The sequence below is a fragment of the Stenotrophomonas sp. YJH_SMC_120 genome, assembly GCF_059368675.1.
Genome location: NZ_JCAFRY010000017.1, coordinates 69,242 through 89,658, shown reverse-complemented (window position 1 = coordinate 89,658; position 20,417 = coordinate 69,242). Strand labels below are relative to the sequence as shown.

Here is a 20,417-nt window from a genome sequence, read left to right as displayed (position 1 = left end):
GCTGGCCTGAAGGCCAAGGGCAAAGCGAGCAAGGTGGCGCTCGTGGCGGTCATGCGCAAAATGCTGGTGATCCTCAACGCCCGTAAGCGAGACGCCGAGGTGGCCCTCGGCTGCCCCTGACAAGACAGTTGCTACTGGGCCGGAACGACTGTCGCCTTGAACTCTGTCGGGGCGTGTGTGCGATGTGTATCGTCCCTGCATGAAGAGCAGGGACCTCATCCGGGATCTGGAAGCGGCAGGTTGGATCTGTCGTCGGATCCGCGGATCCCATCATGTATTCGTGCACCCGCAGCACCCTCACATCATCACCGTTCCTCACCCAAGGAAGGATCTGGGGAAGGGCTGGTGCAGGCGTTGCGGAAGCTCGCAGGACTGACGTAGGAGGGCCCATGCGATATCCAGTCCTGATCGAGGCAGGCGATGAGCGCACCGCGTGGGGTGTGGTCGTTCCAGATCTGCCGGGGTGCTTCTCGGCGGCCGACACGCTTGATGATGCGCTCAGCGCTGCCGAGGAAGCTGCACTCGCCTGGATTGATGCGGCCCTGGATGAGGGGCGCTCGATTCCGACACCTTCCGCGCCACAGAAGATCGCCGCCGAGGCATCCAAGGACATCCGTTGGATTCTTGCGTACATCTGCATTGATCCGGCTCTGCTGGACGATACCATCGAGCGGGTCAATATCAGCCTGCCACGCCGGATCCTGGCGAGGCTGGATGCGCAGGCCAGAGCGGCGGGTGAATCGCGCTCCAGTTACATCGCCCATCTCGCGGCATTGGGCTGAGCTGGCGCCATGTGGAGCCGAGCCGATGCTCGGCTGCTGTTCGCGTGTGGCTCAACTCTGCAAAGGCATCCACGCGTGGCGTGGATCTACCAAGGGGTCGCGCATCGGGGTTCAGTAAATCCACGCCACGCGTGGATGCGGCCCCATCAGTACGTGGCGCACTGCCGCCAGCGCACCGGCTCATCCACGCCGGGGCGGGCGTTGAGCTGGATGCGCACGTTGCGCAGGGCGGGGTAGTGCAGCACTTCCTCGCAGACCTGCGGCCAGACCGCGTCCAGCTCGCCCGTGCGGTTGATCGCCAGCGTCTGCCGGGTCAGCCAGACCCCGCTGGCGATACCGGGCTTGCCGGCCAAGGCGCGGGACAGATCGGCCTGGAAGCGCTCCAGCGTGGCGGCATCCGGGTTGGGGTTGCTGCGCGCGTCGGCTGAGGGCGCGGCCGGTGCAGGCGCAGCGGCCGGCGGCGTGGTGGCGGGGGCCGGCGCCGGTTCGGGCGCCGCTTCAACCGCAGGTGCAACCGGCGCGGGGGTGTCCGCCACCTCGGCAACAGGCGGGGTGTCCTGCACATGCAAGCCTTGCAGGCTCAATCCCACCAGCAGGCCCAGCGTGACCGCGCCGAGCGCGGCAATGGCGATCCGGCGCAGGGCTTCATGGCGGGCGCTGGCACGCACACGGGTTTCGATTTCCGCCGGCAGGTAGGGCTGCAGCAGCGGCCACAGGCGTGGACCGTCCAGCACCTCGACCGCCTGCTTCTCGGCAGCGCTGCGCCCGTCGCGTTCCATCCGGCCTTCGGTCAGCAGCACGCCGCCCTTGGCGCCGGCCAGGCGCGCAGCAGCCCCCAGCTCGTTCACTGCGGCGGTGCCGATACGGTAGGCAAGGCCATGCTTGCAGGACACCAGCCACTGGTTGGGGCCGTCGCTGAGCAGGAAGTCGCTGCTTGGCTCGCGGGACTCCTCCGCCGGGTCATTCAGTTCACGCAGGCCGCGCTGTTCGCGCAGCATGCGCTTGACCAGTACCGAGAACTCGCGCCAGTGCATGCCGGCCAGCGCTTGCAGGCCGAGTTGCATCTCCTTCTGCCGCCGCTTGATCCACCACAGATAGACAACAGCCAGGGAACAGGTAAGCAGGGCCGACAGCAGGGCCAGGATCCAAGGGAGCATGCAGGAGGTGCGCGGAAGGGGCGAATGCGGAAGACGACAGTGTAAAGGTCGCACTATCCGGCTGGGTCAGGACGTTCCTGACAGGAAGCGTGATGGAACGCTCAGATCGGCATACGGCGAGCACGAAAAACCCGCCAATCCTGAAGCCGTGAGGGGAGGGAACAAACGGCAGCCGAAGCGATTGGCGGGTTGCTCGCGATTGTCAATCAAATTTTATTGCATTGCAACAATGGCCGGTCAGGGCACGCTGCCTGGCGACTGATGGCTGCCCGGGGCGGGAGCATCGGCGCCCGAGGCCGCACGGTTTTCCAGCTTGGCCAGCCGCGCGTGCAGGGCGTCGATACGGGCTTCCAGCGCGGTCACCTCGTCCGCAGTGGGGACATGCAGGCGCTTGAGCACGCCCTGCACCTGGTCATCGAAGGCCTTTTCGACCTTGTTCCAGGTGCCAGAGGCCTTCTCGCGGGCCTCATCCAGCGAGGATTCCACGTTGTCGCGCCAGCCCGGACCCTGTCCGCCGTGGCGTTCACGGCGGCGGGCCTCCCAGGCTTCGCCTTCCTTCACCAGGCCGTCGAAGAAGCGGCTGCCTTCGGCCTGTGCACGGCCAAGAGCGCCCAGGCCGGCCAGCCAGACCTGCTGCGCCGAGTCACTCAGCTTGCGCGAGAAGCGCTCGGCCTGGTCACCGAACGAGGCGTCGTCGTTGCGGCGGTCATCGTTTTCGTACTGGTTCATCGCACTTCCCGTGGGAGTTGGGCCTGCCCCGAGAGTAGCGCGCACTGGCGTTGCACGGCCGTGACGGCCGCCGCCGGGGTTCAGCCCAGCTTTTCCTTCAGGACGCGCTGGATCTCGCCCTCGACCATGCCCTTCATCGCCGACAGCAGGAAGCCCAGCTTGGCGGTCACGCGCACGGCGCCCGGCTGCAGTTCGATCGCACCGTCCACGCCGCTGCCAGAGAAGTTCAGCACGTCGGCGGCCCAGGACGACTTCAGGCCGAAGCGCTCGGACAGCTTGGCGGCGACCTGTTCGATCGCGGCGCGTGCCTGTGCGTCGGGCAGGGCGTGGGCGTGGCGGACATCGATGGTGGACATGCAGGCTCCTGGCGCAGGGCGGGGATGATCAATGAGGGCGAGCATTGTGCGCATCGAGGGCCGTCGCGCCAAGCACTCATCGCAGGTTCTTCTTCGTTGGCGGCCAACCTGCTAGGCTGCGCCGCGTGCAGAACCTGCTTGTTCACTTCAGTCAACAACAACAGCCCGACCAGCCGCTGCGGCCCGGGGTGCAACGCATCGTGCGCCAGGCCAACGGCAGCGTGCGGCTCGGCGACGCCGGCCACGGCGCCCTGCTGCTGGCGCAGTTCTGCATGGACGATCGCGGCCTGTGGCTGCAGGTCGGCAACGGTATCCGTGGCATCCACGTGAATGGTCGGCCGGTGCGCCGCATGGCGCTGCTGCGTGCAGGCGATGCGGTCTATGTGGACGGCGTGGAGATGGTGCTGCAGGGCGAGGTCGAGAGCCTGCTGCAGGCACCCGCGCCGAAGAACGACGATGGCACCGATGAGCAGCAGCGCCTGCTGCGCGGTGTCGGCGGCCTGCATCATGGCCGCAGCTATACGCTGTCGCGGGCACGGTTGATCGGCCGCGGCAGCGACGCCGACATCGCCATCGACGATCCGGCCTTCGCCGAACAGCACGCCCGCGTGGAAGTGCACGGTGATCGTGTGCTGCTGCGCGACCTCGGCAGTGCCGACGGCACCCGGGTCAACGGCGTAGCCGTGCGCCACTGCTGGCTGCAGGCCGGCGACCAGGTGGTGTTCGATGGCCAGCATCGTTTCGTGCTGGAAGTGCCGCATGATCCACGTCGGCGGCCGTTGCCGGCCGAGGACGAGTCCGGCGAGGACGGGGAACAGGCGCCGGTGCTGCCGGTGACGCCGCGCAGGGTCCGGCGCTGGCCGTGGCTGCTGGCCAGCGCCTTGTTGCTGGCGGCAGTGCTCAGCCTGCTGCTCTGGTTCGGCGCGCGCTGACGGTCGCGCGGTGACGGTAGTGCCGGGCGCTGGCCGGCAACCGCCGCCCCGAATCCATGAGGTTGCCGGCCAGCGGCCGGCACTACCCGGTCGCGTCGCCAATGGATTCCAATGAAACCAAATTTCCCTTGCGCCACAAGGCCGCAAGGCTGGTGCACTGCGGCATACTAGGGGTCTTGCCCCACAGGTGTGACATGACGCGCGCGTTCAACTTCAGTGCCGGCCCTGCGACCTTGCCGGAATCGGTCCTGCGCCAGGCGCAGGCGGAAATGCTGGACTGGCACGGGTCCGGCGCTTCGATCGTGGAAATGAGCCATCGCGGCGCGGAATTCATGTCCGTGGCTGCCGAAGCCGAGGCCGACCTGCGTCGCCTGCTCGACATCCCCGACGACTATGCGGTGCTGTTCCTGTCCGGTGGCGCCACCACCCAGCAGGCGCTGATCCCGCTCAACTTCGCCAGCCCCGGCCAGCGTGCCGACTACGTGGTCAGTGGTCACTGGGGCAAGACCGCGGTCAAGCAGGCCGGGGTCTACGTCGACGTCAACATCGCCGCCAGCAGCGAGGCCCACGGCTACCGCGAGCTGCCGGCGCGTGCCGACTGGCAGCTGTCGCGCGATGCCGCCTACGTGCACATCACCGCCAACGAGACCATCCACGGCGTCGAATTCCGTGATGTGCCCGATACCGGCAACGTCCCGCTGATCGCCGACTTCAGCTCGTCCATCGCCAGCGAACCGCTGGATGTGCGCCGTTATGGCGTGATCTACGCCGGCGCGCAGAAGAACCTGGGCCCGGTCGGCATCGCGGTGATGATCATCCGCCGCGACCTGCTCGAGCGCAGTGGCCAGCCGCGCGCGGACATCTTCGATTACCGCTCGCACGTCGCCCGCGATTCGATGCTCAACACCCCGCCGACCTGGAACTGGTATCTGGCCGGCCTGGTGTTCAAGTGGATGCTGGCCGAGGGCGGCTTGACCGAGTTCGCCAAGCGCAACGCCGCCAAGGCCGCGCTGGTGTACGGCGTCATCGACGGCTCCGGCGGCTTCTACCGCAATGAAGTCGCACATGCGGCCCGTTCGCGCATGAACATTCCGTTCTTCCTGCCCGATGCCGAACTCGACGCCCGCTTCGTCGCCGAAGCCAAGGCCGCTGGCCTGCTGGCGCTGAAGGGTCACAAGGTGGTCGGCGGCATCCGGGCTTCGCTGTACAACGCCATGCCGCTGGCCGGGGCCGAGGCGCTGGTCGCCTTCATGGCCGATTTCCAGCAGCGTCACGGTTGAGCAATGAACGGCGCGCACCGTCGGGTGCGTGCCCCGCAACAGGGAATTCCGATGGCAAGCAGCAAATCCAGCAAGAAGGTGCCGAAGAAGGCCGAACCGGCCAAGGACAGCGCCTCCACCAAGGCCAAGGGCAAGAGCACGTCCAAGGCTGCGTCGAACCCGGCGCCCACCCTGGCGCCGCTGGCGCTGGCCGATGTGCGTTCGAAGATCGACCAGATCGACCGCGACATCCAGAGCCTGATCGCCGAGCGCGCACGTTTCGCCCACCAGGTCGGCAAGGCCAAGGGCAAGCTGGCCGCTGCCGTCGACTACTACCGCCCCGAGCGCGAAGCGCAGGTGCTGCGCATGGTGGTCGATCGCAATGAAGGCCCGCTCAGCGATGAGCTGCTGGTGCACGTCTACCGCGAGATCATGTCGGCCTGCCTGGCGCAGCAGGAGCCGCTGAAGATCGGCTACCTCGGCCCGGAAGGCACCTTCAGCCAGCAGGCGGTGCTCAAGCATTTCGGCCGCTCCGCGCTGGGCCTGCCGATGGCCAGCATCGAGGAAGTGTTCCAGGAAGTGGAAGCGGGCAACGCCGATTTCGGTGTGGTGCCGGTGGAGAATTCGGGGCAGGGCACCATCCAGATCACCCTGGACATGTTCCTGACCTCCAACCTGAAGATCTGTGGCGAAGTGGAACTGCGCGTGCAGCAGTACCTGATGTCGCGCAGCGGCCGCATCGAGGACATCGAGCGCATCTACGCACACCCGCAGTCGTTCATGCAGACCTCGGCGTGGCTGCGCGCCAACCTGCCGAAGGCCGAGAAGATTCCGGTATCCAGCAACGCCGAAGGTGCGCGCCGTGCGCGCAACGCCGACGACGCGGCTGCCATCGGCGGCGAGAGTGCCGGCCACGTGTACGGCCTGAAGAAGGTGGTCACCAAGCCGATCCAGAACGATGCCGACAACACCACCCGCTTCCTGGTGGTGGGCCGCAACATCTTCCCGACCTCCGGCCACGACCGCACCTCGGTGCTGGTGTTCATCCATGACAAGCCCGGTGCGCTGTTCGACGTGCTCAGCCCGTTCGCCCGCCACGGCATCAGCATGAACCGCATCGAGTCGCGGCCGTCGCACCACGGCAAGTGGGAGTACGGCTTCTTCATCGACCTGGCCGGCCACATCGACGACGCGCCGATGCAGGCCGCACTGGCCGAACTGGAAGCGCACTCGGCGCAGATCAAGGTGCTGGGCTCCTATCCGGTGGCCGTGCCCTGAGTGCTGCTGCGGCGGCCATGGCCGCCGCTCCCTGATGCATCGCCGGCGCTGCCGGTGTTTACGGAATGATCGAACGATGAGCAACGCGCAACACTGGATCGCCCGCAAGGGCCAGCCGCTGCAGGGCAGCCTGACCATTCCCGGCGACAAGTCGGTCTCGCACCGCTCGGTGATGTTCGCCGCGCTGGCCGATGGCACCTCGCATATCGAAGGCTTCCTGGAAGGCGAAGACACCCGCGCTACCGCGCGCATCTTCAGCCAGCTGGGCGTGCGCATCGAAACCCCCAGCGCGTCGCAGCGCATCGTGCACGGCGTCGGTATCGACGGCCTGAAGGCGCCGGATGCGCCGCTGGACTGCGGCAACGCCGGTACCGGCATGCGCCTGCTGGCCGGGTTGCTGGCGGGCCAGGCGTTCGACTGCACGCTGATCGGCGATGAGTCGCTGTCGGGCCGACCGATGCGCCGCGTCACCGGCCCGCTGTCGCAGATGGGCGCGAAGATCGACACCCAGGATGACGGCACGCCGCCGCTGCACGTGCATGGCGGCCAGACGCTGCACGGCATCGACTTCGCCTCGCCGGTGGCCAGCGCGCAGATCAAGTCGGCGGTGTTGCTGGCAGGCCTGTACGCACAGGGCGAAACCAGCGTTGTCGAGCCGCACCCGACCCGCGACTACACCGAACGCATGCTGTCCGCGTTCGGCGTGGACATCGAATTCTCGCCGGGCAAGGCGCGCCTGCGCGGCGGCCAACGCCTTCGTGCCACGGATATCGTGGTGCCGGCCGACTTCTCGTCTGCGGCGTTCTATCTGGTGGCTGCCAGCATCATTCCGGGCTCCGAGCTGCGCCTGAAGCAGGTTGGCCTGAATCCGCGCCGTACCGGCCTGCTGCACGCGCTGCGCCTGATGGGTGCCGACATCACCGAAGAGAATCCGGCCGAGCAGGGCGGTGAACCGGTGGCGGACCTGGTGGTGCGCTATGCCCCGCTGAAGGGTGCACGCATTCCGGAAGAACTGGTGCCGGACATGATCGACGAGTTCCCGGCGCTGTTCGTGGCGGCAGCTGCTGCAGAAGGCCAGACCGTGGTGACCGGCGCCGCCGAGCTGCGGGTGAAGGAATCCGATCGTCTCGCAGCGATGGCCACCGGCCTGCGCGCGCTGGGCATGCAGGTGGACGAAACCGACGACGGTGCCACCCTGCATGGTGGCGTGCGCCTGGGCAGCGGCACCATCGAAAGCCACGGCGACCACCGCATCGCCATGGCGTTCGCCATTGCCGGCCAGATCAGTGACGGCGAAGTGCGCATCAACGATATCGCCAACGTCGCCACGTCCTTCCCGGACTTCGACGGCCTGGCCCGCAGCGCCGGATTCAACCTGGCCTGATCGTCACCGCATCCGCCGGGTCATGCCCGGCGGATCGCATTGCCCGGCAGGTGCCAACCTTGGTTGGCTCGCTCACATCTCCCGGTAGGTGCCAACCTTGGTTGGCACGCTTTCCCGCATAAAAGGACGGAGGCCGAAGCCTCCGTCTAAACATCACGAACCCCTCGTCCGCGATCAACGCTGCTCGGTACGGAAATCCACCGGGACCCGCACCACGCTGGCGATGGCACGGCCTTCGTGCATCGCCGGCTGGAACTTCCAGTTCTGCACAGTGCTCAGCACTGCGCGGTCCAGATCGCGACTGCGCTCGCCGCTGCGCGAAACGATCGCGGCATTGGCGACGTTGCCGCGGGTATCGACACTCAGGCTGGCGATCACGCTGCCCTGCACGCCACTACGCAGCGCAGCGGCGGGGTAGGTGGGCATGCGGTTGCTGGCCAGCGGGCGGGCCTCACGATTGCGCACTACCGGCGCGGCCTTCCGCGAAGCAGTAGCCGGGGCTGCCTGGCGCGCGGCAGGGGCCGCTGCATCCGTCACCGCTGCCTGCTCGGGGGCTGGAAGCATGCGCTCACCGACCGGTGCCGGTGCCACGTCTTCCTGGTTTGAATGACGCAGCCAGAGCAGGGCGGCAGCAAACATCGCCACGATCAGCGCGATCCACATCCAGGGCGAAGTGGGTTTGTGCTGCAGGCTGGAATCCTCCTGCAGATGCGGCGAATGAAGGTCTTCGTGGGTGGTGGCAGTCATCGCTAACTCCTTCCGTCAATGGACGACGTGGGCAGTGTTGCCCGAGCCACGGACGAGAAGTGTCAGCGTTGCGTCAACGCCACCGGCAGGGTTCAGTTTGCCTGCCGGGAAGCGTTCAGTTACTGCGTCTTGAAGTCGAACGGCACTTCAATGCTGCCGGGGACGGCCTGGCCGTTGCTCTGCGCCGGCGTGAAGCGCCAGCGGCGCACGGCGTCCGTGGCGGCACGGTCGAGCTCGCGTGAACCGCTGCGCTGGATCACCGTAGCGTTGTTTGGATAGCCGGTGGCGTCCACGTCCACCCGCACCACCACGGTGCCGGTCTCGCCAGCGCGAAGCGCGGCAGCCGGGTAGGCGGGTGGCGGCGACTGGCCGGCAATCGGCATCGGCTGGCTGTTGCCGGTGGCCGCCGGCGCAGGGCCCGGTGCGGCCGGGGCTGCTTCAGCGATGGGGGCAGGCGGCGGTGGGGCTGTTTCGACCAGCTTTGGTGCTTCTTCCTCCACCGGGGCCGGCTTGGCATCGGGCATGTCGCTGGAACCGGCGGCAGCGGCCAGCGGTTCCGGCAGGGGCTCGATCTGGGCGGTTTCCTGCGGGGTCTGGGCAGCCGGATCGGCGCGGAAGAACTCCTTGTCGCGGCCGGTCAGCCAGACCAGCACGAACAGCAGTACGCCCACGCCGAAGGCGATGCCGGCGATCTTCAGGGCGTTGCGCGGGATATGCACAGTGAACGACTTGGCGGACGACGAGCGGGGTGCAGACATGGACCGGACCAGTACGGAATGGCTCGATTCTGCCACGGCGGGAATGAACCGGGCGGCAGAAATCCGTATAACAAGCGATAATCCCATCCCTGATACCCACCACGACACCTGCCATGCTTGATCCAGCCCTGCTCCGCCACCAGCCCGCCGACCTCGCCGAACGCCTGCGCACCAGCCGCGGCTTCGAGCTCGACGTGTCTGCCCTGGAGTCCCTGGAGGCTGATCGCAAGCGCATCCAGGTGCGGACCCAGGAGTTGCAGAGCCTGCGCAACAGCCGTTCCAAGGCCATCGGCCAGGCCAAGGCCAAGGGCGAGGACGTCTCGGCCATCATGGCCGAGGTCGCAGCCTTCGCCGACGAGCTGAAGGCCTCGGAAGTGGCGCTGGACGAGCTGCGCGAGAAGATCGAAGCGATCTCGATGGGCATCCCGAACCTGCCGGCCGATGACGTGCCGGCCGGTGCCGACGAGAACGACAACGTCGAGCAGTCGCGCTGGGGAACCCCGCGCCAGTTCGATTTCAAGGTGCTCGACCACGTCGAACTGGGCGCCCGCAACGGCTGGCTGGACGGCGAGACCGCGGCCAAGCTGTCCGGCTCGCGCTTCACCGTGCTGCGCGGCCCGATCGCGCGCCTGCACCGTGCGCTGGCCCAGTTCATGGTCGACCTGCACACCGGCGAGCACGGCTATGAGGAAACCAACGTGCCGCTGCTGGTCAACGCCGATTCGTTGCGCGGCACCAGCCAGCTGCCGAAGTTCGAGGACGACCTGTTCAAGACGGCCGTGGGCGATTCCACGCGCTACCTGATCCCGACCTCGGAAGTACCGCTGACGAACATCGTGCGCGACGAGATCGTCGATGCCGAACGTCTGCCGTTGCGCATGACCGCCCACTCGATGTGCTTCCGTGCCGAGGCCGGCAGCGGTGGCCGCGACGTGCGCGGCATGATCCGCCAGCACCAGTTCGAGAAGGTCGAGCTGGTTTCGATCAGCCGCCCGGAAGACAGCGATGCCGAACACCAGCGCATGACCCGCTGCGCCGAAGTGGTGCTGGAAAAGCTGGGCCTGCCGTACCGCAAGGTGCTGCTGTGCACCGGCGACATGGGCTTTTCGGCGGTGAAGACCTACGACCTGGAAGTCTGGCTGCCGTCGCAGGAGACCTACCGCGAAATCTCCTCGTGCTCGAACTGTGGTGACTTCCAGGCCCGCCGCATGCAGGCGCGCTGGCGCAACCCGGCCACCGGCAAGCCGGAGCTGGCGCACACGCTGAATGGCTCGGGCGTGGCGGTTGGCCGCGCGATGATCGCGGTGATGGAGAACTACCAGAACGCCGACGGCAGCATCACCGTGCCGGAGGCCCTGCGCCCGTACATGGGCGGCCTGGAAACCATCGCCTGACCGCCGGCTTGGGTGAGTGCCATGCTTGCATGGCACCGCTGCGTCTCGGGTGGGTGCCATGCTTGCATGGCACCGCTGTGGCTCTGGTGGGTGCCATGCTTGCATGGCACCGTATCCACGCCATGCGTGGATGAACCCCACGATCACTCCACAACCCGCACCTTCTCCAACGGCACCCATCCCGGGTCGCCGGCCTCCGGCACGCACCACGCCCAGCCATTGAGCGTGCGCTGCCCACGCAGCAGCTGTCCGGGATCCACATCCAGTTCCCGCGCGCAGTATTCCTCCGTGGCAAACGCGCCACCCTGCGCGTCGCGACCGATCACCGGCGCCGGCACGAAACCGGGGTGCTGCCCCTCGGCCTCGCACAGGAACCAGTCATCCCAGCCCTCCGGGCCTTCATAGCGTTCGCCCACTACCAGCGCCTGGCTGCGGCGCAGGGTGATCGGGTGCGGAAATTCGCTGCGATGCGCAGTGGTCACGATGTAGTTCATGGCCCCAGCCTAACGTGCTGGTGAGCGCCGCGCATGGCACCGAATCCACTCATGGCGTGGATCTACTGACGCAAAAAAACGGCCCCGCAAAGCGGGGCCGCCAGGGTGGGCCGGGATGGGGGAGGGGATCCACGGCCCGCGTTCAGCGCCTCGACGAGGAGAGAGCGGCGCCGAACGCTGGAACGCTTATGCAGCGACGGCTTCGACCACTTCGTGCGACGGCAGAGCTGCCAGTGCACCGGCAATGGCGTCTTCACGGTGCTGCGGCGAGTAGGCGATGCCCTCGGCGCGCACGAACTCGACCTCGTTGATGCCCATGAAGGCGAACACCTGGCGCAGGAACGGCTCCTGGAAGTCGGCCGGCGAGTCGGTGTAGATGCCGCCGCGGCTGCTGGCGATGATCACCCGCTTGCCACCGGCCAGGCCCACCGGGCCGTTCTCGGTGTACTTGAAGGTGCGGCCGGCCACGGCCACGCGGTCGATCCAGGCCTTCAGCGTGGAAGGAATGCTGAAGTTGTACATCGGCGCGCCGATCACCACGATGTCAGCCTCCAGGAACTGCTGCATCACCTGTTCAGCATCGGTCGCCTCGGCGGCATCGGTCCTGGCCAGCGAGCTGCTGCGCAGATGCGGTACCGGATTGGCGTCAAGATCGCGATAATCGACCTGCAGGCCATCGATCTGGCCCGTGAAGCGGGCGACCACGGCCGCCGACAGCTGGCGCGAGACGGAATTGTCGCCAAGCACGCTGGCGTCGAGATGCAGAAGCTTCATGGCAGTCACCTATGTTCTGGAGGGAAGGGGCGGGGTGGCCCCGCCGACGGAGAGAACGATAGGTTGTTGCAAAGGCGGAATAAAGGTGATTGAATGCCATGTATTGTTCTAGATATGGAACTCGGGCATGCATGACCTGAATGATCTGTACTACTTCGCGATGGTGGTCGACCACGGCGGCTTCGCTGCTGCCGAGCGCGCCTTGGGTATCCCCAAGTCGCGACTGAGCCGCCGCATCAGCCAGCTGGAAACCGACCTGGGCGTGCGCCTGCTGCAGCGCTCCACACGCCGTTTCGCGGTCACCGATGTCGGCACCAGCGTGCACCGCCATGCGCAGACGATGCTGGCCGAGGCCCAGGCCGCGCGCGAAGTGGTGGACCGGCTCAGCGCGGAGCCGCGCGGCGTAGTGCGCGCCAGCGTGCCGGTGTCGCTGGCGCAGATGCAGCTGCCCAAGCTGCTGCCCAAGTTCCTTGAGCAGTACCCGAAGGTGCGCCTGCAGCTGAACATCAGCAACCGCCGCGTGGACATCATCAACGAAGGCTACGACGTGGCCCTGCGCGTGCGTTCGCGCCTGGACGATGACGGCAGCCTGGTGATGCGCAGCTTCGGCCAGGTGCAGGAATTGCTGGTGGCCAGCCCGAAGTACCTGGACCGCGCCGGCCGGCCGAAGGATCCGGAAGAATTGACCCAGCACGTCACCCTCAGCATCAGCGAAGACGAAGCCCGCCAACGCTGGGAGCTGCACGGGCCGGAAGGCGAAGTGCGCCGGGTCGACCTGCAGCCGCGCGTGGCCGGCTTCGACTTCCCGCTGCTGCAGAGCATGGTGAAGGACGGTTTCGGCATCACCATGCTGCCGGAAACCGTGTGCGCCGACGCCGTGCGCAACGGCGAGCTGGAAGTGGTGCTGCCGGACTGGTCGCTGCCGCAGGGCGTGTGCCATGCCGTGTTCGCCTCGCGCCGCGGCCTGCTGCCGGCGGTGCGCGTGTTCATCGACTTCCTGGCCGAACATCTGCCGCCGCAGCTGGAGGCCTCGCGCCTGGATTGCGGTGGCGCCTGTGAAAAGGCCAAGGAGCGGATCAAGGCCAGTGCGCTGGGCGCGTTGGCGGTGGACGCGGGCTGAGGCACCTACCCGCGACTGCACCGCCAATCTGTGACACGGTAGCGCCGGGCCATGCCCGGCGTTGCTGCCTTCCGGCCCCGGTCAGTTCCGGCCGAACAGCCGTTCCCAGAAGCTGCGCCGCGGCGGTGCGACCGGCCTGGGCTCGGCAATGACCGGTGCTTCCAGCACCGCCATCAGTTCCGCGCTGCGTGGCTTCTTCAGGAAGCGCGCGTAGTCCAGGTAACTGGTCACCTTGCTCATGTGCAGGCGCTCCGGCATCGCCGGCAATGCGCCGCCCTGCAGCAGTACCCGCAATGCCTGCGGACGGTCCAGGCGGATCGCCTCGAACACGCCGGTGCCGCCGCAGCCCGGTTCGATCTGGTTGGCGCGCTGCGGCGCATTCTTCAGCAGGTCGCGCAGTGCGTTCGCATCGTCGCGTTCCACCGCCGCTACCAGTCGTGCCAGTGCTTCGGCTTCTTCAGGCGGAAGGCTGTCGCGATAGGCCTGGTCGGCGATCTCGCGCTGGTCGCGCCCATCACCGCCCTGGATGCACAGGAAATCTGTGACCAGAGCGACCGGAATGCCGGACGTATCCAGCGCCCAGTAGCTCGGATAGACGCCGTCGCCCCAGCCGCTGTTGAACACGACCAGGCCATGCGGTGAGTCCTCGCCCCAGGGGCGGTATTCTGCGCCTTCGTCCAGGCCATCATGGTCGATCAGCGCATCCGAGCACTCGCTGCCTTCGTCGCCATCGGCCCGTTCGATCAGGGCCAGCAGTGCCTGCTGGGTGTCGGTGTCCATAAAGCAGCCGATGCCGGCGTCGACCGGGTAGCCGATGAAGCTGTGCTCATCCAGGCCGGTCAGGTCCTGCGTGGTCCAGCGCGCCATCTGCCAGTGCAGGGCAGACGCAGTGAGGGCTTCGCGGGGTTTGAACCAGACCACGGCCAACGCCGGGCGGCCGCTGTGCACGATGATTTCGACCGGATGCCGGCCCAACGGCGCGGTGTAGTCGGCCAGCGCCGGCGCCTCGGCCTGCACCAGCGGATCGCAGACCACCAAATGCCCGCTGTTGACCGGCAGGTGTCCGGCGAAGGTGCGATGCAGGGCCACTGCGGCCAGCTGGGTATCGTCCAGCAGGGTGGTGCGCAGGTTGGCCAGATCGAGGTGGGCCATGGGGGCTCCAGATGCAGTCCAACCCCCACCGTGCCGGATGCGAGGGGCGGGGGCAAGGTGGTCTTGGGCAAATGCCCTTCACGTGCGAGAATACGCCGCTGCCCGGGCGACCGGGACCCGATTGGAGAGATGGCCGAGCGGTTTAAGGCACCGGTCTTGAAAACCGGCGAAGGGTTAAACCTTCCGTGGGTTCGAATCCCACTCTCTCCGCCATAACGCGAACGCCCCGGAAGGGGCGTTTTGCATTTCGGACAAGGTCCACTTGAACGCCCGCACAGCGGGTTGCAAGAGACTCCACGGGCCCATTCCTAACGCCCACCCTTCGGCTTGTTATGGCACAACGGGTAACTGGAGCACGACCGGAAGGCCCCATGCGGCCCATTCCGGTCGACGAACACGCCGACCTTGCACACCGGGCAGCGCTCTTCGTGGATGGCCGCGCCTGAAATCGCGGTCACTTCCACTGCTCCGTCCTTCACCAGCTCGTCCAGGAACGGCGAACGCTTCCCCTGTAGGGTGAACATGGCCACTGAGCGTCGCGCACGCGTCAGCGCGACATAGAACAACCGCCGCTCTTCGCTCAGCGGGTAGGTATCACCCTCCGGCATTGCCAGGGAAAGCACCGGGTCATCCGAGCGCAGGCTCGGGAAGCTGCGGTTGACCATGCCTGGCAGGATCACATAGTCCGCCTCGCGTCCCTTCGACCGATGGACCGTGAGGAACTCCACGTCCATCGTGCTGCCGAAGACTGTCTTCCAATCCGAAGGCATCGCGCTGCGGTCCGCGCGGTAGCGGCCCAGGATGAAGACCGTCACGCGTCCCTTGCGCCCTTGCGGCACCGCCCCGGACACCAACTGGTGATGCAGCTTGGCGAGGTACTGGCGAACGCCATCCTGCAGCTCCTCGCGTCGATTCATCTGGAACGCTTGCAGCACTGGCCCCATTGCCGGTGCGGCAGAACGAACCGCCTTGGCAATCTGCGCTGGATTCCGGCTGACGAAACGGCTGGAAGCATCGCAGAGCGCCTGGGGGCAGCGGAATGTCTGCTCCAGTTTCAGCACCTGGCCATGGCCCATCCACTCACGGAATCCGGTCATCACGGAAACGTCGGCACCGGCGAAACGATTGATCGATTGCCAGTCATCGCCCACCGCAAACAGATAGCGGCCGGGGCGGCTGACCAAGGCTCGGCAGAGCCGGGCGCGGGCGCGCGAGGCATCCTGGAATTCGTCCGCCATCACCAGTTCGTAGGGCGATTCATAGCGGCCCTGTTCCAGCAATCCGGCCGCCATGTTGAGCATGTCTTCGAAATCGATGCCGTGCTCGTCAGCCAGTGCGTTGTCCCAAGCCTGGAAAACAGGGCTGGCGATTTCCAGGAAGCGCCGATGCCGTTCCTTGAACTGGTCTTCGGGCATCTGTCGCAGGCGCTCCGCCATATCGTCCAGCGTCAGGCAGTTGCTCTTGGCATGGGCAATGAAGGTGCGCATCAGCCCGATCAGATCCGCGTCCGGCATGGGCTTTGCGCCCTGCTCGGGCAGCTCGCGGTCGGGGTTGGGGTCGAGTTCGACACCGGACTCGCCAAGCCTCTCCGCAAGTTCCTGCAGGGCATGTCCACTGCGCAGACCAAACGAAGTGGTTTCGACAAGGGCGGTGCCGCGTGCCGCATGCTGTTGACGCTTCCAATGCATACCTTCGGCGTAGTCGGGAAGCTGCTCTGGCGCCTGGCCATCCGCATCCAGTGAGAAGTGCTCGTGATACAGCCCGGCGTGCGGGTAATAGAAGTTGGGGCGATACTGGCAGTGGGTGTCTGTCGCAGTATCGAACTCGTAGCCTCGCTCGTAGTCGTACGTCACGCCGTTGTAGAACAGCCAGTCGGCGATCACGCATTCTTCCAGGCTCTTCACCCGCTCACCCTGCAGGGTGCGGATGTAGGGCGTGCCATCGCGTTCGTAGCCATCGGCCTCCATTTCCGCGCCGAATGCCGGCAGGTCGCGCCCGAACACCAGGCGGAACATGTCCCACTGGGTGCGGAAGTGGATCGAGCGATCCTTCAGGTCGTCCGCCAGTTCGGCCAGCTTGTTGAAGCCCAGCGTGGCGTCAATGGTCCATTCGGGGATGTCGGGCTTGCGGCCGGTGACCTTGGCGATGATGGCCAGGCCCAGGGCGTGGAAGGTCCGCGCCTCAACCACGGTGTTGCCCATGCCGAGTCGATCGAAGGTTCGCTGCGCACGCTCCTCCAGTTCCTTGGCAGCATCCTTGTTGAAGGCGAGCATCACGATGCGTTCGGGCTCGACAAAGCCGCGGTCAATGGCATAAGCGGCCTTGGCGACGATCGTGGAGGTCTTGCCGGAGCCGGCCGCGGCCACGACCTGCACCCGATTGTCGAAGCAGATGACGGCGCGGGCCTGTTCCTCTGTCAGCGGCTTGCTCTCGACCCGGCCCAGGAAGTCCCTGGCCAACACCAGCTCGCGCAGGGTCATGGCCTCATTGGCTTCGGCCCAGGCAGCGGGCCAATCCAGGTTCCAGTCGCGCAGGGCGTCCAGCGCTGCGTGATGGCTGTCCGCATGCAGATCTTCATGCACGTCTTCATCGCGGAACAGCTGCTCCAGCTCAGGCGGCTGCAGCGGCAGGTCTGAGCGCTTCGCCAGCAGCGCCTGCTGTTGCTCATGGGTGATCCAGCGGCGGCCGGCACTGCCACGATCGATGAGGGCATCCGCGTCGCTCAACCAGGACTGGATCTGCTCCAGAATCGTGTCGAAGAGGGCCTTGCGTCCACGCGTGGTTCGCGCAAAGAGCAGGTGCTGCAGGTCCCCCGCAAGCCGGGACGCTGGTCCGTTGGGGAGCCCGTCCACGCACAGCCCGGCAGCATCGCCGGTCTGCAGTTCGACCCGTGACCAGAAGACCCCTCGATGGACCTGCACCTGCTGATCATCATCCACGCGCAGCCGGTACTGCTGGCCGGAGACACTGAGTTCAACGTACTCGCCATCAAGCCGCAGCGACCAATGGGGCGAACGGGTCAAGCGTCGGCCCCAGCCCGAAGGGCACCATTCCATAGACATCCAGATACTGCCCCGCAAGCCTCAGTGGGGCGTACAGCGCCCCCAGGCCCACATGATAAGGGCCCTTGAAGATGCGTGCGTCCTCGCTCGCGGGCAAGGCATCACTCGTAGGCGCGATCCTGCTTCGTCGGCGGTACTTCCACCACATCACCGCGTCGGATCAGCTCATCCAGATCCACCGCCGAAGCGGCCAGGGCATCCTGCGCATCGAAATCCCACTTGTCCTTGTACTCGCGTGCCAGCAGGTCGCAGACCGCTTTGGCACGCGGATAGGCATCGTCCTTGCCCTCGTTCTGCTTCAGCGCATCGCGATGGATCTGGCACAGCATGAGCTGGTGCGCATCCTCGGCGCGCTCGCGCTCCCAGGTGATGTCGGCCAGGCCCGAAAGCGCAGCGGCAAGCGCGAATGCAGTCATTGGCATGTCGGGTGTCCAGGCAGCGATGGGAACCCGAGCGTATGCGAGCGGCAGGGGCTTGGGGACACCACCGCCCGCGTCGTTTCACTGCATGTTCACCATTCGCCGCAGCATGGAAGCTGCATCAGATGCAGTTGATCCAGACGACCTGCTCACGCATTCACATCCACGACAATCCGCCCACGCACCTTGCCCGGGATGATCTGCTCATAGACATCCAGCACCTCGGCGAGGCCGATCTGCTGCACGGTGCTTTCCAGCTTCTGCGGGTCCAGGTCGGTGGCAAGCCGATCCCAGGCGCGCTGGCGAACCTCCTGCGGCGCATTCACCGAATCCACGCCGGCAAGCGTCACGTTGCGGAGAATGAAGGGCAGCACCGAGCCATGCAGCTCATCACTCTGCGCCAGCCCGCAGGCGGTCACGGCGCCTCGATATTTCGTCTCGGCAATGGCGTTGACGAGGGTAGGGCCACCGGCCACATCCACCACCCCGGCCCAGCGCTCGGCACTCACCGGCCGCTCGCGCGGTTCTGAAAGCTGCGCGCGATCGATGATCTCGGCGGCGCCCAGGCTGTGCAGATACCCGGCGTGTTCCGGGCGCCCGGTGGCGGCCACCACGCGATAGCCCAGCTTTGAGAGGATCGCCACCGCGATCGAACCGACGCCACCGTTGGCGCCGGTCACCAGCACATCGCCCTTTTCGGGCGTCAGCCCCGCATGTTCGAGGGCCAGTACGCACAGCATGGCGGTATAGCCTGCGGTACCGATGGCCATGGCGTCGCGGGTGCTGAACTTGCCGGGAATCCGGTTGAGCCATTCGCCCCGCACGCGCGCGCGCTGGGCCAGCCCGCCGTGATGTCCCATGCTCAGGTCCCAGCCATTGAGCACAACGCGGTCGCCTGGCTGGAAGTCGGCTCTGCTGGATTCCAGCACCACACCTGCCAGATCGATGCCGGGAATGAGCGGGAACGTCCGGATGACCGGACTCTTGCCGGTCAGGGCGAGCGCATCCTTGTAGTTCAGCGTGGAGTACTCGACGTCCACCAGAACGTCGCCGTCCATCAGATCAGCTTCATCAAAATCGACCAGCTCGGTCGAAACCTGGTTGTTCGTCTTGCGGGTGAGCAGTGCTTTGAACGTCATGCTGGGCCTCACATTCAAGGAATGGGGCCATGCTAGGCTCGCACCGTTATCGCAACAAGAACGATAAATTTCCGTAGGTACTATGGTTTTCCGGAGTATGCATGCGTAGCAGGCGTTGGGATGGCAAGAGCGGTTGCGCGGTGGAAGTCACGCTGTCGGTGATGGGCGGCGTGTGGAAGCCGATCATTCTGTTTCACCTGATGACAGGCAAGCGACGCTTCATGGAGCTGACCCGGCGTGTGCCCAACGCCACCCAGTCCATGCTGACCAGCCAGCTGCGGGAACTGGAGGCTGACGGGGTGGTGATCCGCCACGTGTACCCGGAAGTGCCGCCGAAGGTGGAGTACGAGCTTTCCGAGTTCGGTCGCACGCTGGTGCCGGTGCTGCTTGCCATGCGCGAGTGGGGTGAAACCTATCGCGGCCATAAAGGCACGGACAGCAACGGCTGAGACCTGGAGTGGAGTGACGAAGCAGTATCCGCAGTACTGCAGGCAGCGCATGTGGCGCGCAGCCTGGTTTCATGAAGGGCTGCGATGCGGTTCCTGTTCCGTGGACGCTCGGTTGCCTATAGTGGCGCTGGAACCCAGCAATGGAATGCCCATGCACGTGATGTCCCCCAGCCGGTGTCTGACGCTTGCACTTGCCGTGGCAGTGAGTGCCGGCGCCTGTGCGCGGCCACCGTCCAACGAACACGAAAGGAATCCCGCCATGTCCGGCGCAACCCAGACCGGCCGCACGATCAACGGCCACACCTATACCGATGCGCCCGTCGACGTGAAGCTCGGGCCGAACACTTTCCGCATTCCGGCCAACTACCTGGACAGCCAGATCGCACCGTGGCCGGGCGAGGGCGTGACGCTGGTCATCGAGTGGCCGGACATGAAGCCGACGGCGCCGGGTGCGCGGGCGAATCCGCGTACGAATGATTTCCGGAAGGAGATTGCTGTGGCGATCGATTACATCGATCGCGCGCCAATCGAAACATCATTGGAGCGATTGTCCTCTAACCAGGCATCCACCGAGGAAGGATCGGTGGAGCGAGGGGATCCTCGGGATCGGCTCGATCTGCGTATTGCGCGGCCCGACGTCATGGGCCTGACGCCTTACGCCATCGATGAAACGAGGATGGGGGTTTTCTCGAAGGAATACGAAGCACGCTATGGAAAACCGCCCACGCGCAATCCTGCCTTTGAAGATGACTGGTACATCGCGCGCGCTCCCAACGGCGGCCTGACCACATTCATCAAATGCGAAAGCCCGGCGTTCCGGGGGGATGGCGTTCGCCTGCAAGGCGATCAGGTCATCAGTGAGCAAGGACAAGCCGCCGCGGGGTGCTTCCACTATTTCTCGGATGTGGAGAACAAGCTTTCCATCTCGCTGAACTACAAGCGGGCCTTCCTGGCGGACTGGAAGCGGATGGAAGATGCGGTGCGGGATGTTCTCGCGCGCTCCCGCGTCCGGTAGTGAGTGCATTCAGGAGC

At 66.1% G+C, this 20,417-nt stretch carries 21 protein-coding genes, 1 tRNA gene and 1 pseudogene; 12 read left to right on the top strand and 11 right to left on the bottom strand.

Annotated elements, in window-relative coordinates; translation table 11 throughout:
- The 3 genes and pseudogenes from AC5P60_RS17295 to AC5P60_RS17285 form a co-directional block, all read left to right on the top strand.
- Nucleotides 1-120, top strand: a pseudogene (locus AC5P60_RS17295) (IS110 family transposase); the annotation flags it as partial.
- Between the two features lie 79 nt (nt 121-199).
- Complete coding sequence (locus AC5P60_RS17290) at nt 200-376, top strand: type II toxin-antitoxin system HicA family toxin (RefSeq protein WP_483693777.1); 177 nt, start codon at nt 200-202, stop codon at nt 374-376.
- A 13-nt stretch (nt 377-389) separates the two neighbouring features.
- A complete protein-coding gene (locus AC5P60_RS17285; RefSeq protein ID WP_005410188.1) occupies nt 390-782 on the top strand; it encodes a type II toxin-antitoxin system HicB family antitoxin in 393 nt (130 codons plus the stop codon).
- 146 nt (nt 783-928) lie between these two features.
- Here the strand turns inward: AC5P60_RS17285 and AC5P60_RS17280 are convergent, their stop codons facing one another.
- The 3 genes from AC5P60_RS17280 to AC5P60_RS17270 form a co-directional block, all read right to left on the bottom strand.
- Nucleotides 929-1,939, bottom strand: coding sequence for a restriction endonuclease (locus tag AC5P60_RS17280; RefSeq protein ID WP_024956382.1), 1,011 nt, complete (start codon nt 1,937-1,939; stop codon nt 929-931).
- Between the two features lie 237 nt (nt 1,940-2,176).
- Entirely contained in the window at nt 2,177-2,668 is a 492-nt protein-coding gene (locus AC5P60_RS17275) for a phasin family protein (protein WP_495201789.1), read from the bottom strand.
- Nucleotides 2,669-2,748: 80 nt separating this feature from the next.
- Nucleotides 2,749-3,024: a polyhydroxyalkanoic acid system family protein gene (locus AC5P60_RS17270; RefSeq protein ID WP_005410185.1), complete on the bottom strand. Its 276-nt coding sequence runs from the start codon at nt 3,022-3,024 to the stop codon at nt 2,749-2,751.
- A 125-nt stretch (nt 3,025-3,149) separates the two neighbouring features.
- Here AC5P60_RS17270 and AC5P60_RS17265 point away from each other — a divergent pair, with 125 nt between their 5' ends.
- From AC5P60_RS17265 to aroA, 4 genes are all read left to right on the top strand, one after another.
- Nucleotides 3,150-3,956 carry an FHA domain-containing protein gene (locus AC5P60_RS17265; RefSeq protein ID WP_483693778.1) on the top strand — a complete coding sequence of 269 codons (807 nt, stop codon included), beginning with the start codon at nt 3,150-3,152 and terminating at the stop codon, nt 3,954-3,956.
- Between the two features lie 194 nt (nt 3,957-4,150).
- Entirely contained in the window at nt 4,151-5,236 is a 1,086-nt protein-coding gene (gene serC / locus AC5P60_RS17260) for a 3-phosphoserine/phosphohydroxythreonine transaminase (RefSeq protein ID WP_060380285.1), read from the top strand.
- Between the two features lie 51 nt (nt 5,237-5,287).
- Complete coding sequence (gene pheA, locus AC5P60_RS17255; RefSeq protein WP_024956386.1) at nt 5,288-6,493, top strand: prephenate dehydratase; 1,206 nt, start codon at nt 5,288-5,290, stop codon at nt 6,491-6,493.
- Nucleotides 6,494-6,569: 76 nt separating this feature from the next.
- A complete protein-coding gene (gene aroA, locus AC5P60_RS17250; protein WP_005410181.1) occupies nt 6,570-7,877 on the top strand; it encodes a 3-phosphoshikimate 1-carboxyvinyltransferase in 1,308 nt (435 codons plus the stop codon).
- A 174-nt stretch (nt 7,878-8,051) separates the two neighbouring features.
- On the opposite strand, the gene AC5P60_RS17245 is transcribed toward aroA, so the two are convergent.
- Both AC5P60_RS17245 and AC5P60_RS17240 read right to left on the bottom strand, forming a co-directional pair.
- Nucleotides 8,052-8,624, bottom strand: a complete 573-nt coding sequence (locus AC5P60_RS17245) for an energy transducer TonB (protein WP_049449052.1) — start codon at nt 8,622-8,624, stop codon at nt 8,052-8,054.
- A gap of 119 nt (nt 8,625-8,743) precedes the next feature.
- Nucleotides 8,744-9,382: an energy transducer TonB gene (locus AC5P60_RS17240; RefSeq protein WP_010480562.1), complete on the bottom strand. Its 639-nt coding sequence runs from the start codon at nt 9,380-9,382 to the stop codon at nt 8,744-8,746.
- Between the two features lie 113 nt (nt 9,383-9,495).
- Between AC5P60_RS17240 and serS the strand changes: the two genes are divergently transcribed.
- Nucleotides 9,496-10,776 carry a serine--tRNA ligase gene (gene serS / locus AC5P60_RS17235; protein WP_005410178.1) on the top strand — a complete coding sequence of 427 codons (1,281 nt, stop codon included), beginning with the start codon at nt 9,496-9,498 and terminating at the stop codon, nt 10,774-10,776.
- A 143-nt stretch (nt 10,777-10,919) separates the two neighbouring features.
- On the opposite strand, the gene AC5P60_RS17230 is transcribed toward serS, so the two are convergent.
- Together AC5P60_RS17230 and AC5P60_RS17225 are read right to left on the bottom strand one after the other, a co-directional pair.
- Nucleotides 10,920-11,270, bottom strand: a complete 351-nt coding sequence (locus tag AC5P60_RS17230) for an SH3 domain-containing protein (RefSeq protein WP_483693779.1) — start codon at nt 11,268-11,270, stop codon at nt 10,920-10,922.
- A gap of 186 nt (nt 11,271-11,456) precedes the next feature.
- Complete coding sequence (locus AC5P60_RS17225; protein ID WP_005413862.1) at nt 11,457-12,044, bottom strand: FMN-dependent NADH-azoreductase; 588 nt, start codon at nt 12,042-12,044, stop codon at nt 11,457-11,459.
- 127 nt (nt 12,045-12,171) lie between these two features.
- Between AC5P60_RS17225 and AC5P60_RS17220 the strand changes: the two genes are divergently transcribed.
- Nucleotides 12,172-13,164 (top strand): LysR family transcriptional regulator, encoded by a 993-nt coding sequence (locus AC5P60_RS17220; RefSeq protein ID WP_005410175.1) that lies wholly within the window; start codon nt 12,172-12,174, stop codon nt 13,162-13,164.
- A gap of 81 nt (nt 13,165-13,245) precedes the next feature.
- Here AC5P60_RS17220 and AC5P60_RS17215 read toward each other — a convergent pair whose 3' ends face one another.
- The gene (locus AC5P60_RS17215) at nt 13,246-14,316 is read right to left on the bottom strand and encodes a DUF4241 domain-containing protein (protein WP_483693780.1); all 1,071 of its coding nucleotides are present in this window, start codon (nt 14,314-14,316) and stop codon (nt 13,246-13,248) included.
- 123 nt (nt 14,317-14,439) lie between these two features.
- Here AC5P60_RS17215 and AC5P60_RS17210 point away from each other — a divergent pair.
- Nucleotides 14,440-14,529: transfer RNA gene (locus tag AC5P60_RS17210), tRNA-Ser, on the top strand.
- 95 nt (nt 14,530-14,624) lie between these two features.
- Here the strand turns inward: AC5P60_RS17210 and AC5P60_RS17205 are convergent.
- The 3 genes from AC5P60_RS17205 to acuI form a co-directional block, all read right to left on the bottom strand.
- On the bottom strand, nt 14,625-17,372 hold the full coding sequence (locus tag AC5P60_RS17205; protein WP_495201791.1) for a UvrD-helicase domain-containing protein: 2,748 nt from the start codon (nt 17,370-17,372) through the stop codon (nt 14,625-14,627).
- 107 nt (nt 17,373-17,479) lie between these two features.
- Nucleotides 17,480-17,800 carry a hypothetical protein gene (locus AC5P60_RS17200; RefSeq protein WP_033833183.1) on the bottom strand — a complete coding sequence of 107 codons (321 nt, stop codon included), beginning with the start codon at nt 17,798-17,800 and terminating at the stop codon, nt 17,480-17,482.
- Nucleotides 17,801-17,946: 146 nt separating this feature from the next.
- On the bottom strand, nt 17,947-18,936 hold the full coding sequence (gene acuI, locus AC5P60_RS17195) for an acrylyl-CoA reductase (NADPH) (RefSeq protein WP_049452193.1): 990 nt from the start codon (nt 18,934-18,936) through the stop codon (nt 17,947-17,949).
- 101 nt (nt 18,937-19,037) lie between these two features.
- Here acuI and AC5P60_RS17190 point away from each other — a divergent pair, with 101 nt between their 5' ends.
- A complete protein-coding gene (locus AC5P60_RS17190) occupies nt 19,038-19,385 on the top strand; it encodes a winged helix-turn-helix transcriptional regulator (RefSeq protein ID WP_005410145.1) in 348 nt (115 codons plus the stop codon).
- A gap of 151 nt (nt 19,386-19,536) precedes the next feature.
- Nucleotides 19,537-20,400 carry a Smlt3025 familytype IV secretion system inhibitor gene (locus AC5P60_RS17185; RefSeq protein ID WP_033833181.1) on the top strand — a complete coding sequence of 288 codons (864 nt, stop codon included), beginning with the start codon at nt 19,537-19,539 and terminating at the stop codon, nt 20,398-20,400.
- Nucleotides 20,401-20,417: the final 17 nt, after the last annotated feature.

What these genes read in the sequence shown, in the direction of transcription:
- AC5P60_RS17285 (WP_005410188.1), top strand. Translation starts at nt 390, where the DNA reads ATGCGATATCCAGTCCTGATCGAGGCAGGCGATGAGCGCACCGCGTGG.
- AC5P60_RS17190 (WP_005410145.1), top strand. Translation starts at nt 19,038, where the DNA reads ATGCGTAGCAGGCGTTGGGATGGCAAGAGCGGTTGCGCGGTGGAAGTC.
- AC5P60_RS17245 (WP_049449052.1), bottom strand. Translation starts at nt 8,624, where the DNA reads ATGACTGCCACCACCCACGAAGACCTTCATTCGCCGCATCTGCAGGAG.
- pheA (WP_024956386.1), top strand. Translation starts at nt 5,288, where the DNA reads ATGGCAAGCAGCAAATCCAGCAAGAAGGTGCCGAAGAAGGCCGAACCG.
- serS (WP_005410178.1), top strand. Translation starts at nt 9,496, where the DNA reads ATGCTTGATCCAGCCCTGCTCCGCCACCAGCCCGCCGACCTCGCCGAA.
- AC5P60_RS17290 (WP_483693777.1), top strand. Translation starts at nt 200, where the DNA reads ATGAAGAGCAGGGACCTCATCCGGGATCTGGAAGCGGCAGGTTGGATC.
- AC5P60_RS17240 (WP_010480562.1), bottom strand. Translation starts at nt 9,382, where the DNA reads ATGTCTGCACCCCGCTCGTCGTCCGCCAAGTCGTTCACTGTGCATATC.
- aroA (WP_005410181.1), top strand. Translation starts at nt 6,570, where the DNA reads ATGAGCAACGCGCAACACTGGATCGCCCGCAAGGGCCAGCCGCTGCAG.
- AC5P60_RS17215 (WP_483693780.1), bottom strand. Translation starts at nt 14,316, where the DNA reads ATGGCCCACCTCGATCTGGCCAACCTGCGCACCACCCTGCTGGACGAT.
- serC (WP_060380285.1), top strand. Translation starts at nt 4,151, where the DNA reads ATGACGCGCGCGTTCAACTTCAGTGCCGGCCCTGCGACCTTGCCGGAA.
- AC5P60_RS17220 (WP_005410175.1), top strand. Translation starts at nt 12,172, where the DNA reads ATGCATGACCTGAATGATCTGTACTACTTCGCGATGGTGGTCGACCAC.
- AC5P60_RS17205 (WP_495201791.1), bottom strand. Translation starts at nt 17,372, where the DNA reads ATGGAATGGTGCCCTTCGGGCTGGGGCCGACGCTTGACCCGTTCGCCC.
- AC5P60_RS17185 (WP_033833181.1), top strand. Translation starts at nt 19,537, where the DNA reads ATGCACGTGATGTCCCCCAGCCGGTGTCTGACGCTTGCACTTGCCGTG.
- AC5P60_RS17200 (WP_033833183.1), bottom strand. Translation starts at nt 17,800, where the DNA reads ATGCCAATGACTGCATTCGCGCTTGCCGCTGCGCTTTCGGGCCTGGCC.
- AC5P60_RS17275 (WP_495201789.1), bottom strand. Translation starts at nt 2,668, where the DNA reads ATGAACCAGTACGAAAACGATGACCGCCGCAACGACGACGCCTCGTTC.
- AC5P60_RS17270 (WP_005410185.1), bottom strand. Translation starts at nt 3,024, where the DNA reads ATGTCCACCATCGATGTCCGCCACGCCCACGCCCTGCCCGACGCACAG.
- acuI (WP_049452193.1), bottom strand. Translation starts at nt 18,936, where the DNA reads ATGACGTTCAAAGCACTGCTCACCCGCAAGACGAACAACCAGGTTTCG.
- AC5P60_RS17230 (WP_483693779.1), bottom strand. Translation starts at nt 11,270, where the DNA reads ATGAACTACATCGTGACCACTGCGCATCGCAGCGAATTTCCGCACCCG.
- AC5P60_RS17225 (WP_005413862.1), bottom strand. Translation starts at nt 12,044, where the DNA reads ATGAAGCTTCTGCATCTCGACGCCAGCGTGCTTGGCGACAATTCCGTC.
- AC5P60_RS17280 (WP_024956382.1), bottom strand. Translation starts at nt 1,939, where the DNA reads ATGCTCCCTTGGATCCTGGCCCTGCTGTCGGCCCTGCTTACCTGTTCC.